This window comes from Gardnerella sp. CCPDSM (assembly GCF_056754715.1).
Window position 1 is genome coordinate 1 of the sequence record NZ_JBQEQO010000010.1, and the last position, 12,696, is coordinate 12,696.

12 protein-coding genes and 1 pseudogene are annotated in these 12,696 nt (G+C 37.5%); 3 read left to right on the forward strand and 10 right to left on the reverse strand.

The window, feature by feature from the left end:
• Window positions 1–181: 181 nt before the first annotated feature.
• The 10 genes and pseudogenes from ACTJLE_RS05890 to ACTJLE_RS05935 form a co-directional block, all read right to left on the reverse strand.
• The gene (locus ACTJLE_RS05890) at window positions 182–1,633 is read right to left on the reverse strand and encodes an ATP-binding protein (RefSeq protein ID WP_481267845.1); all 1,452 of its coding nucleotides are present in this window, start codon (window positions 1,631–1,633) and stop codon (window positions 182–184) included.
• 177 nt (window positions 1,634–1,810) lie between these two features.
• Window positions 1,811–2,086, reverse strand: a complete 276-nt coding sequence (locus tag ACTJLE_RS05895; protein WP_481267391.1) for a type II toxin-antitoxin system RelE/ParE family toxin — start codon at window positions 2,084–2,086, stop codon at window positions 1,811–1,813.
• Window positions 2,079–2,348 (reverse strand): type II toxin-antitoxin system RelB/DinJ family antitoxin, encoded by a 270-nt coding sequence (locus tag ACTJLE_RS05900; protein ID WP_004110348.1) that lies wholly within the window; start codon window positions 2,346–2,348, stop codon window positions 2,079–2,081. The genes ACTJLE_RS05895 and ACTJLE_RS05900 overlap by 8 nt, the downstream gene beginning before the upstream one ends.
• 207 nt (window positions 2,349–2,555) lie before the next feature.
• Entirely contained in the window at window positions 2,556–3,227 is a 672-nt protein-coding gene (locus ACTJLE_RS05905; RefSeq protein WP_481267846.1) for an ABC transporter ATP-binding protein, read from the reverse strand.
• Between the two features lie 6 nt (window positions 3,228–3,233).
• Complete coding sequence (locus ACTJLE_RS05910) at window positions 3,234–5,432, reverse strand: hypothetical protein (protein WP_481267847.1); 2,199 nt, start codon at window positions 5,430–5,432, stop codon at window positions 3,234–3,236.
• Between the two features lie 521 nt (window positions 5,433–5,953).
• The gene (locus ACTJLE_RS05915; protein WP_481267848.1) at window positions 5,954–7,252 is read right to left on the reverse strand and encodes an ATP-binding protein; all 1,299 of its coding nucleotides are present in this window, start codon (window positions 7,250–7,252) and stop codon (window positions 5,954–5,956) included.
• A 186-nt stretch (window positions 7,253–7,438) separates the two neighbouring features.
• A complete protein-coding gene (locus ACTJLE_RS05920) occupies window positions 7,439–7,726 on the reverse strand; it encodes an addiction module antidote protein (protein ID WP_004109873.1) in 288 nt (95 codons plus the stop codon).
• Entirely contained in the window at window positions 7,720–8,031 is a 312-nt protein-coding gene (locus tag ACTJLE_RS05925) for a type II toxin-antitoxin system RelE/ParE family toxin (RefSeq protein ID WP_119487090.1), read from the reverse strand. The genes ACTJLE_RS05920 and ACTJLE_RS05925 overlap by 7 nt, the downstream gene beginning before the upstream one ends.
• 112 nt (window positions 8,032–8,143) lie before the next feature.
• A pseudogene (locus tag ACTJLE_RS05930) lies at window positions 8,144–8,272 on the reverse strand (helix-turn-helix domain-containing transcriptional regulator); the annotation flags it as partial.
• A gap of 39 nt (window positions 8,273–8,311) precedes the next feature.
• Window positions 8,312–9,583 carry an ATP-binding protein gene (locus ACTJLE_RS05935; RefSeq protein ID WP_116712187.1) on the reverse strand — a complete coding sequence of 424 codons (1,272 nt, stop codon included), beginning with the start codon at window positions 9,581–9,583 and terminating at the stop codon, window positions 8,312–8,314.
• Between the two features lie 470 nt (window positions 9,584–10,053).
• On the opposite strand from ACTJLE_RS05935, the gene ACTJLE_RS05940 reads away from it, so the two are divergent.
• Genes ACTJLE_RS05940 through ACTJLE_RS05950 form a run of 3 tightly spaced genes read left to right on the forward strand, consistent with a single transcriptional unit; the run spans window position 10,054 to window position 12,407 of the window.
• Complete coding sequence (locus tag ACTJLE_RS05940; RefSeq protein ID WP_116712186.1) at window positions 10,054–10,515, forward strand: hypothetical protein; 462 nt, start codon at window positions 10,054–10,056, stop codon at window positions 10,513–10,515.
• 34 nt (window positions 10,516–10,549) lie between these two features.
• Entirely contained in the window at window positions 10,550–11,203 is a 654-nt protein-coding gene (locus ACTJLE_RS05945) for a LuxR C-terminal-related transcriptional regulator (protein ID WP_481267849.1), read from the forward strand.
• A 34-nt stretch (window positions 11,204–11,237) separates the two neighbouring features.
• Entirely contained in the window at window positions 11,238–12,407 is a 1,170-nt protein-coding gene (locus ACTJLE_RS05950) for a sensor histidine kinase (protein WP_481267850.1), read from the forward strand.
• Window positions 12,408–12,696 lie beyond the last annotated feature (289 nt).

The window sequence follows — 12,696 nt, forward strand, 5'->3', positions numbered from 1 at the left end:
CTCTTAAGAAAGATGATACGTCATCTAAGCAGTCTGCAGAAGATAAAAGAATTGCATTACAAGACTTATAAAACACAAAAATAACACGTTATCGTGTCAGAAATTGCAAATCTAGCAAAAACTGCCACGATAACTTGTGATTATTGCTACGCAATATAGTCTCGTAACTATTGTCTCGTAATCAGTTAAAAAACATTGTTTGCGCGTCAACAAAATTGATGCTTGTTTTAGCATGACGAGGATTGTAAGAAGTTGGATGCTTTGTAAAAAGCATAAATATTTTCTTATAATCGCGATTTTTTGCATTCTCAACTAAAGTTGCTCGCTGCAACAACTTGCTCACTGCTTCAGCTTCGTTAAGATTATTACGCCACTTACATTCTGCAATAATAAGCTGCTTGTTAATATCGTCTTCTGCAACAATATCGATATCAGTTTGTTCACGAGCAATAGGATCCGCACCCCACCATTTACCTAACTTAGTTGGCAAAAAGTCCATTCTTCCAATTTTGCATTGGCACACAATCCACTGTTCGCACATTTTCTCAAACTGTTGACCCACAAAAGTGCTAAACACTTCATGCTCACCACCAAGAACACTACTTGCGGCAGCACTTGAAAGTCCGCGTTCGATCAATCCTTTATTAGGCGCTACAAACCTATACCAATACGCAAAAAATGGGTCGCAAATCTGCCATAATCCTTTTTTGCAATGAAGTGGATTCATGCCGAATGGAATATTTCTTTCAATTAATCCAAGGCCTTCTAATGTTTTCAAATACACGTTCACTGATGTAGCCGGCAATCCAATACGATCCGATATTAAAGTTGGAGTATTGCATCCCGTTGCAAGAGCATTTAGCACACTATTGTATGTTGACGGATCGCGCAATTCTTGGCGCATAAGCATGTCTGGTTCAGCGTACAAAATTCCCGAAATCTTAAAGCATAACTGCTCAAGATTTTCCGCAAACGAAGAGTTATTATCTAACTGTTCGATATAGTATGGTGTTCCTCCAAGAGATGCAAAATAGTTGATTTTATCTTCCCAAGTAGCATTATTTGGCATAAGTTCAGATGCTTCAAAAAGATCAAATGGTTGCAAGCGAATCTGTGCGGTACGTCTTCCGTAAAGCGGACTCTTTTTACCAAGCACTTCACTTTCCATGAATCCTTCGTTGCTGCCGCACAAAATAAGAGTCATGTTCGTGTTCTTAAATTTATGATCTATTGCGACTTGGAATGTTGACGCTAAGGATTTATCTGCTTGAGCTGCGTACGGGAATTCGTCGAAAACTAGAATAAGTGGAGATTGAGAAGCAATTTGATTTGCGTTGTTAGATTGTTGCGCAATAAAATCGAGAGCGTCGTTCCAATTATTAAACGATCCTGTAGTTGACGGTAGATTGAAGAAATCGTACACAGTTCGCGAGAAATCACGCAAATTCTCGATATTAGTTTGTTCGCGAGCAGTAAAAAGTATTGCGCGCTTATTTTTACAAAATTGTGAAATAAGCGAAGTTTTTCCTATTCTTCTACGACCATAAACTATTGCCATCTGGAACGAGTGCTTGCTGTTTTCATACAGTTTTTCCAGTACTTGTAACTCGTCTTGTCTGCCAACAAAAACCATATTCCACCTGCCGCTACGCTAATAATTGCAATATTTTTCAGCGCATCTTATAGCTTCTGAATCTGCGCTCAAGTTATTATAATCACGATTATTATAATCATAATTATAATAATCTAAATTATATTATTTTGCAATATGCTCAACGCAACCGCGCGTTATCGTGGCAGTTTTTTCTAGCTAGAATAAGTCGTCGTGAGATCCTAAGCGTAGAAATATAATGCAATCTTCTTTAACTTGATACAACAGTAGAACGTCTGCAAAAACATGCAATTCATGCACGCCTTTGTATGAGCCTTTAAGAATATGATCTCTATAAGTTGCAAGCTCGCGAGAATCTGCACCATTGCAAATAAGTCTTACAATATTGATTACTTGCTCAATATCGTAATGTTTCTGCTTATATTTCTTAACATCTCGCAGATAGATTGGACTATAAAATGGCGGTTTAGGCATTGCGCATCAGCTCAGCAAAATCGTCTACAGTACCTGCAGCTATCGGTTTTTCTTTCATAGCTTCATCAATAGCGTGCTCATATGGAGAACTTTCAAGTGAAAATGGGAAACGTTGCGTATTTACAATCTGATACAAAAATAGGTTGACTGCTGAACTCATATCAAGACCATAATGTTCAAGAACTTGCGATGCGCTATCCCGTATTTCTGGATTAACTCTTACACTTAATCTGCCTGTTCTAGCTGTTTTTGTAGAAGTCATGTCGTTTCCTTTAAGCTCAAAATCATGAATTTGTTATTCATGCTTTGCTTTATTATAACAGACCTACAGCACCCAACGTAATACCAAAGTAGCACCATTGTGTACACAATTATTACTAAATCACAAGTTATCGTGGCAGTTTTTGCTAAATTTGCAATTTCTGCCACGATAATCCGAAATTTAACGAAGAGAAGAGAAGCAATGCAACTACCGAGCTAGCACCTCAATATGCAACACACGATCACATCGCTGAGCAATCAAAGGATCATGTGTCACTACAAGTAATGTCTTGTTATATTCTTTATTCATCGCTTGCAATTGCGCAAACACTTTATCAGCAAGATCTCTATCAAGTGAACCCGTCGGCTCATCTGCCAAAATCAACGAGCCAGGTTTCAGCATTGCACGAGCAATCGCAACTCGCTGCTGTTCACCACCAGAAAGCACAGCAATACGGTCATTTTTAGCATACTCAATATTGAGTTCAGCAAGAACTGCATCAATCATTTGGTGTTTAACAGACTTTGACTCTTTATTATATGCCATTGCAATCCACAAATTATCAAATACAGTTCGATTATTGAGCAATGCAAACGATTGAAATAAATAGCTAATATGATAACGACGTAACTTAGTAGCAGCAACAGAATTGATAGCTGGAAGTTCTTTGCCAGCAATCTTTATTTCACCTTTATCATAGGTTTCAAGCATGCCGAGAATGTTGAGAATAGTGGATTTTCCAGAGCCGGAAGCCCCCATGATTGCTAACGATTCTCCTTGTTGCACACTAAAACTAAGATTATGTAAAACCGGTCGATTTCCATATGATTTATAAAGATTGCGTACGCTTATTAAAGGTTCAATACCATTGTTTTGCATTATCAACTACTCCTTTACCATAGAAGTAATGTGTTTATTACTCAAATAATATGTTTGTATCGTTAATAATATGAGTTCAATAATTGCCGAAATCAGCACATATATCATGCCAGAACGAGTACGTTCAATCGAAGCAATAACAAAAAGTACTCCTTGAACGATTCCCACAAGCAAGAATGGCATAGAAAATATGCGTAATAGCGAAAAACCAAGCAATCGTTTCACTGCAATACTTTCTTGATAACATGCTGCAAACATAGCAATAATCGCTATAAGCAATATCAACATAAGCAGGGTAATAAGCAGAATTACACTACCAAACAATTGCAACGTCTGCATAATCGTCTTTTGATATCCTGCAATGCATTCGCTTACTCGTAAAAATTGAAGATGATTATCATCAAGATGATACCGTGCAGTATAAGCGTCGCTCAGATATCGAGCTGCTGCTTGATCATTCAATTTAATATAACTATTGTCAAGACCGCCAGCAAGTAATGATTCACTTTCAGATGCATTCAAATTATCACTTGTCGCATAAAAAATAATAGGATCTTTTACCATAACCTTATGATGGATATCTGTAGACCAGTTAAACCACTCACGAGAAGGATGATATGTGCGGAATGCGAATTGTGGATGCGCAGTAAACTTGGTCGAAACATCAGTAGACGTTAAGTTGTCTGACTCTTTAAGCCACCGCCTCATCGAAGTCTGCTCTTGAGGATTATACGTATCGGGAATGAAGTAAATGCGCACACCCTGACGAGCAAGGTTTTTGACATCGCTATCTACAGTAAACCCTTGATCTTGCAAGTACTTAGGCGACGCCACAAACGACCAGAATGGCTTAGAAGGCACATGCTTATATACGCTACCATTGCGCCAATCTTGTAGTATATCCGCATCAAAGAAACTTGTGTAAACAAGCCTTACTCCTGGCTTATCCTCAATAGAACGATACCATGCAAAAGCATCTTTGGCATACTGCGTCGATTGACCAGATACCGAAGCACCATCTTGCCCTACAAGATGATGATACATAATTCTCTGGTTTAATACAGGATGCCACATACGAGCAACTTCCACACTTTTCGTCAACTCACCTATTGGCCCATCTATGCTATGCACACCTTCTAATACACATGTTGATGCAATAGCATAAACGAGTGCAAGAGCAATAAGCATACCACGTTTGGTGATACGATTACGAATTGCATCTACTGGTTTCACAGAAATAATCATCAAAATAACTAATGCACTGAGAAGCAACACAACTGCAATAACTGGCAACGCTATAACCAGCGCCTGCATTAACAATTGAATATTCCATATAAATCCGCGAGTAAATAAACTCATCACGATACAAACAAGAGGATATACGGCGAGCGTTGAAACAAGTATCGGCATAAGATGACGCAAAGCAAACGATGAACGCGACCAACCCAGCAATAAGTAGCTTCCCAATGTTCTATACGAAAGATACCCATCAGCAATTATCGTAATGCCAAGAAGCAACACTGTTACAATGCAGACAATAATAAAAGTAAGTTGATTAAAACTATTGGATCGCGCTATTCCAGATTTTCCACGTTGAAAATCTTGGTAGGTTGTGCCAGCGATGCGAGCAGCTTGAGTAACTAATGCATGGTAGTCTCGGTTAGAAAGTCCCACAATCCTGTAATCGCCAAGCTTTGTTTTACTATTGTCGACGAGGGCATCTAATTGACGAACAACTAAACGCGAACCCTCAATGGAAATAGCGGGCAGATCAGCAAGCATATCTGCTTTTGCCATATCAAGTCCAAGCGTTTTGCTACTTTCGCTGTGCAATAATTGCGTAAAGGCATGCGATGTCAGAATCGGCGTTCCGAGATATGACAAGGTAATAAGGTCTTCTTTACCTCGAGGATTGCCAAATATGCCAAGCTCAAAACCATCTACACCGGCGTCACTCGCTGCCAAGCGCATATCATTACGAACCACAAAAGCATTATGCTGAGCAACAGTATTCTTGAGTAATGCATAAATTTGATCAGCTTTGTCTTCTGTCACACCGCGTAATGAAAAAAGGCGACTCGTTTGCGGATATATAGCAATACAATCACCCAAGGAGTCGTTCATTTTTGTCAAACCTAACAGCGATGCAAATAACGTAAGCAGAAGAACAAGTGCGCATGACAATGAACGCAATAATCGAGACATCGCATCCCCTATAATAAGTTATTCATACATACAGATTATTTGCAATCCCAATAGGCAGTAGCACATGGAACTAATGCCATTGAAACTGCTAGTACTACTGTCGATACAATATGTGAAATTTTCTTCATCGTAAACCTCCAACTTACTTGTTGAGGGGGGGCAATATGTCTCCCACCAACATGATAGATTTACTTATTCGTTGCGTCAACAAAAAATGTTAAGGACGCTTTTTATTCGAGTATTTGGACGTATTTCGACCGAGTATTTGGACGTATTTCAATCGAGTACTTGGACGAACCTTTGCGCAGCAGATGCAAGTAGGCGGTTAATCTGTGACACATAATTCTGTTTCGTTGCTATGCTATAAGCGTTATCGTGGCAGAAATTGCAAATCTAGCAAAAACTGCCACGATAATGTGTTATTTTGTGTTTTATAAGTCCTGTAATGCAATTCTTTTATCTTCTGCAGACTTTAGATAAAAGAATTGTTTCACATTTCAGCAGTTAGCTTCCAGAAAATACTATAAATCTAAGCTATTTCTATCTAACAAAAAGTCGAATAAATTAATGATAAGTATGCCATCTTTATCCCAAAATGGTTTTATTCTATCTTTTACAATGATGATTTTTTTGAATGAGTCATCAATGCTCAACAGTGATGCTTTTTCTTGATCTGTTTTTTCTGACGATGGTAAACTATACGCGGATTGAATATAGTATCGCTTATCGCCAAGGTTAGCAATAAAATCGACTTCAAGTTGTTTTTTTACATCTTTATTAACTTCATTTTTTCTTTTAATAACCATCCCAACGTCAACCATATAACCACGGAATCTGAGTTCATTATAAATAATGTTTTCCATTAAATGCGTTGGCTCAATCTGCCTAAAATTAAGCCTTGCATTTCTCAGTCCAATATCTTCAAAATATATTTTATAAGGTGTCCCTATGTATTTTCGACCCTTTACATCATACCTATAGGCTCTTTTTAACATAAAAGAATCTTCAAAACATCCTATAAACTTATCTATGCTGCTGGTGGAAATTTTTAACTTTTTCACCGTCATAAAAGTATTTGCTATTTTTGTTGGGTTTATAAGAGTGGAAATTCCAGAAGCTGCAATATTTAGCAAATCACCCAATTCACTTGTTAAACGGATATTATATCTATTGACAATATCTCGTAAATACACATTTTCTAGCTGAGTTTTGAGGTAATTCATCTTATCTTCATCGTTATCCATCAAAGATTGCGCAGGTAGTCCTCCAAATGTTTGATACTCGGCAAAAGCATCTTCTTTATCTCCATCAAAAGTTTGGAAAAATTCAGAAAAAACTAAAGGCATAACATGAATTTCATCTCCGCGCCCTCTAAATTCAGTGATAATATCGCTCGATAAAAATTTAGAATTGCTGCCAGTAACATAAACATCAAAATTTTTTTGACGTAAGAATCCATTTAACACGTGTTCAAATGATGCCAATAGCTGCACTTCGTCTAAAAGTATATAAAATTTTTCATCACTATTTGTTTTACTTAGTATGTAATCTATAAATCTCTTAGGATCAACTAGCCTTTCTCCACTTAAAATATCTAGGCTCATTAAATCTTCACCTATTTTTAATAGATCATTACCTGAATCAAAAGCAAATTTAATAATATGGCTGCTGTCTACGCCACTTTTGAGCAAGTAATTATAGAATAAATTGTTAAGAAGATAAGATTTTCCACTTCTTCTAATTCCCGTGATTATTTTAATAAATCCGTTATTTATTTTCCGAGCTAATTTATCTAAATAATAATCACGCTTTATTTCCACGATTCACGCATCTTCCTATTTAAAAATATTTCCGTTTTGGAACTAAAATTAATTATATGATAATATGCATGTTCTCAGCAATCAATATTTAAGAATATTTCCGTTTTGGAATTATTTTTAAATAGAGGCGCACTTATGGAGTAATCGTGACAGATTTTGCAATTTTTGCCACGATAGCTTGGTATGTCACGCATTTGCAGGTTCTATTGCAATGCGTCCACCTAACGCTTGAACAACCTTCGCAATAGTCTGAAAACTAGGATTGCCGTCTCGTCTTAGGCTTTTGTAAAGGCTTTCCCTTCCAACCTCAGCTTTTTGAGCAATCTCTTTCATTCCTCGAGCTTTTGCAATATCACCTATAGCAGCTTGCAACAAACGAGGATCATTAAGTTCTGCTGCGGCATTGAGATACGCAATAACATCATCATCGTCCTCAAGATACTCACTCGCATCCCATTTACTTATATTTACCATTTCTTCTCCTCAATTAACTGTGCAAGAAGCATCTTTGCTTGTTTAATATCTTTACTTTGACTACTTTTATCTCCACCAGCGAGTAACAGCATTAGTTTTGAGCCTTTTTGTGCAAAATACACACGGTATCCTGGCCCAAAAGTAAAACGCAGCTCGCTAATGCCATTGCAAACTGGATGTAAATCACCTACTGGCTTGCCTGCAATTTCACATAATCTTAGCCTCGCGTTAATTCGAGCTTTAGATTGCGTATCGCGAAGTTTTTTCATCCAATTGCGATACTCATCTGTTTTAAGTATCTCCATAAAAGTATTTTATCCTGCAGGATACAATTTTGCAATAATAAGTAAACAATCATATCAGTTATCGTGGCAGTTTTTGCTAATTTTGCAATTTTTGCCACGATAACTGTGCATGTCACGCATTTGCTTGTTCTATTGCAATACGCTCACCTAACGCTTGAACAACCTTTGCAATAGTCCGAAAGCTAGGATTTCCGTCGCATATTAAGCTTTTGTAAAGGCTTTCCCTTCCAACCTCGACTTTCGCAGAGTTCAATGAATGCGGTAAAATTCAAACCTCATCTCAATCTCTCAAGCAGGTAATCGGAACAACGAACACTCCATCTTCTCTCTGATACGCAAATGGCGCAACTCCGCATAGCACCATCAAAAACGACGGCTTATGCATTTTCTCTGTATCGATTTTATTTGCTAGTTTTAGTAAGTTTGATGCACCTTCATCAATCAACTTGTCTCCACCTAGCTTTATTTCAATCAATCCGTAATCGCCGTTTCTCAAATGAATAACAGCATCGCACTCAAGCCCAGTCTTGTCTCTATAGTGATATATGTTTCCATTTAATGCATCAGCATATATTCTTAAATCTCTTATGCACAGATTTTCAAAAATCAAACCCATAAGTGCTAAATCATGTATTAAATCTGTGGGACCAAGGCCAAGTGCTGCAGTTGCAATAGATGGATCAACGAAGTATCGCGTATCAGACGTTCTGATTGCAGTTTTCGAACGTAGATTCGGACTCCACGCTGGAGAGTCTTCAATAACAAAAATCCTTTTAAGCGCATTGATATAGCTGTAAAGAGTTTCTTTGTCAAATGTATCAACATCATTGCTTATTACATCCATACGCAAAGTCTCCAAAGAAGCTTGCGTAGCAACATTTCTTGCATATGATCTAAGTAAACGTTTTGTCCTCTCAGGCACATTCTGAAAATCATCCACTCTAGAAATATCATCATTCACAACCGCATCAACATAATCAAAAGCTTGTGTTAATGCAACTTTCTCACTGCGATTCAAAGCAATCGGCCATCCACCTCTACAGATGTAAAAAGCGATATCTTCAATACTATGATGATTTATAGCTGAAACTTCTTTCCCATGAAACAAGTCTCCTATTGACACCTCGCCGCTTGAATCCTTAGATTCAAACAAAGACATTGTACGCATACGCATACGCACTATTCTCCCTGTCCCCGTATGTGTTCCTTCACTCAAGTGAAGTGGAACAGAAGAACCAGTAAGAATAAATTGCCCGAATTCTCCTCTGCGATCAACTTCATAACGAACTGCATTCCAAATATTTGTAGCAATCTGCCACTCGTCAATCAAATGAGGAGTGGCGCCTTTGAGAAGATATGATGGTTTAATTCTAGCCATTTGTTGATATTGCTCTGTCATATCTGGACGATCCATTTCAATGAAACTGTTGGCAACATGCTTCGCAGAAGTTGTTTTTCCGCACCACTTCGTGCCTTCAATAAGAACAGCGCCTTTAGATTTTAAATGTTCAAGCAACACCTTGTCAGAAACTCTTTCATAATATTCTTTCATATCAGAATCTCCCTTAGACGCGTTCCAATCGAGTATTTGGACATATTTCAACCGAGTATTTGGCTCTATTCTAATCGAGTATTTGGACGCTTTTTGACCGAGTATTTGGACGCTTTTTAATCGAGTATTTGGACGTGGCTTTGTGCAGCAAACGCAAATAAGAAGTTAATCTGTGATGCAGAATGCTATTTCGTTGCTATGTTATAAGAGTTATCGTGGCAGAAAATGCAAAATTAGCAAAAACTGCCACGATAACTCCATAAGTACGCTTCTATTTAAGAATATTTCCAAAACGGAAATATTCTTAAATATTGATTGTTGAGAACATACAAACTGCTAATAGTAAAAGTTTTTAAAAAGTTTTCTAAAAGCACTATCGTTAAAAATAGGTACGCCTATTTGTGTAGATAAAATCTGCACGTTAGTATGTTGGTAATTTACAAAACAAGAATCACGAGGAGGTGCTTATTATGACTAATCCTTTGCGCGGTATACGAGAAGAAGATATCGTCAAGTACTTTAAAGATCACAATCTTTCAGTTGATAAGACGTATGTGCTTACTATGAAATACGACCCTTGGTGGAAAGATTTAATCAAACTATTTTTATTACCTAAATTATTCTATGTAGCGCAAAGCGTTGTTGCGCGTATTATTGCTGCCACTAATAATGAGTTTATTATTGTTAATCCGAATGTCATTTTAGGCTCGGGTAATCTAGCTAAATTAGACGATAAGTATCTTCGTCGTATTGCGTGGAATCAACTCACTAATTTTGAAGTTATAAGTAAGCCAACAACTCAAATAATTCGTTTTACTGCGAATGGCAAAACCGAAGAATGGAGTGTACCAACGGAAAGTGCTAGCGTATGGCACTTTAATGTGTACAATCTTGATAATTTGAGAAAAACAATACAATCGCACATCTCTTGATAAGCGGATTTCGAAACAAGATACCATATATTGTATGAACACTACTTACGCAATTGTTGATAATGACACGCTTGTATTGCGATATATGCAATTTCTTCTGAAAAGTCGTTTGCCTGAAAGCTTTGTTTGTGCATGGATGTGTTCTTCTGCAAAACAAGCTATTCATCGTTGCGTTACAGAAAATACTCCTGACGTACTTTTAGTAGATATGTCAATGAGAGAAATGAGTGGTGTTGATGTAATTAAAGCAATTCGCGAGCGCAATAGCAATATTGTTTTAATTGGCATTACTTCCTACATGCTGGATGAATACGTATTGCAAGTTGCTAAGTCGGGTGGTCAAGCGTTAGTGCATAAAGACAATTTAGCAGACGTAGTTGCAGCTATCCAATCGCGCTCAACGAGCTACGGGTGTCCAGAATTGCCACAATATATTGACTATTTTCACACTCCGCAAGAATCATTTAATATGATTTCTCAACTTCCGAAGACTTCAGTTTTGTCTCCTCAAGAATCGGAAATTATGCGCTTGTGTAAACAGGGGTATTCGTCAAAAGAGATTGCAGATCAGCTTAATGTGAAAGTTTCAACAGTCAACACGCATTTACGGCGTATTTATGGAAAACTTCAAGTTAAAAGTCGCATTCAGGCGCTTGCTGTGCTCGCAAAATATTCACATGACATATAACGTGTAAGAAATTAACGTGTAAAAGTAGGTAGTTATGAAATTATTAACGCGTATGATCAATTTTTTGCCGCATGATGCCTGGCAGAAAATTGGAATTGGTGTAATCATAAGTTGTACTTTGATTCTTGAGATTTGTTCCTATAATAATCTTCATTACTACTCTAATTGGCATGCAATTACAGTTGAAATAGTATGGATTGTAATCTGCTTATGCATTGCAATATGGCCACGTAAAGCATCTTTTATTGTGCTCATTTGGATGCCGTTGGTAATTATTGCGCCAAATATCAACTACTCATCTATGATGCTTACCATATTGATTTGTTTGGCAATTGCTGTAATTACTCAACCTTGGTACACCGTGCTTTCTTCTTGCGGAGTATCTTCATGGTTCTTTATTATCTGCGATTTTCAAAACGCTTATGTGTTAGCGTGGTGGCTTCTTATCGTTCTTATTTCTAGCGCGATCGTAAAATACTATATTTCTACTATTCACCAACAACAGGAACAGTTATTTGCACAGCGTTACAACGTTTTTCAAAAATATGCCACTATTGCCGCAATTCGCATGCACGATGAAGTAACTAATGAGCTTTCCAGCATTATGATGATGGCTCAACAATCTATTGAACCTCAAACGACTCATGAGCAAGAGCGTGAAAATTCGCGAGAGATTCTTCAACGTGCTACTACAACTGTTCATAGAGCACGTAATATTATTTCTCTTCTTGACAATGCTACAACTGCAAGCACTGGCGATGTTATGCAATCGACTACATGTTATAAAGATTTTTGCACAGGATTACGCCTTTTATTTGATGGTGAGCAAAAGTCGTTTGAAAAGCTTGGTTATATTGGTTCCATTGACTTTAGTAGTGATTTAGCTGCTGAAGATTCGAGATCAGCGCATTTGCCTTTTGAAGAATGTGCTCAAATTGAGTATATTTGCCGAGAACTGCTTGCGAACGTAAAAAAGCATGCTGCAAAGCCTAAAGAATACGCCATGAATGTAATGCTTAATGACCATGAATGTCATATTACGTGTATAAATAGTGCGCAGCGCGGTATTCTTGCTAACTTGCAATTAGGATATGGGTTGCGTTTTCATAAGATGCTTGCGGAACGCGTTGGCGGAACTTTTAAAGTTATTGAAGATGGCGATTCGTGGATTATTAATGTACACGTTCCGCTTCATGCAGAGTAATAGCCATTGTGCAAGAATAAATTATTGTGCTTTCTTGCGCTTTAATCGAGTACTTGGATCTATTTCAATCTAGTATTTGGACGTGCCTTTGCGCAGCAGATGCGAGTAAGCGGCTAATCTGCGATGCAGAATGGTGTTTCGTTGCTATGTTATAAGAGTTATCGTGGCAAAAATTGCAAAATTAGCAAAAACTGCCGCGATAACTCGGTTTTTGTGTTTTATAAGTCTTGTAACGCAATTCTTTTATCTTCTGCAGACTGCTTAGACGACTTATCGTCCTTCTTAAGAA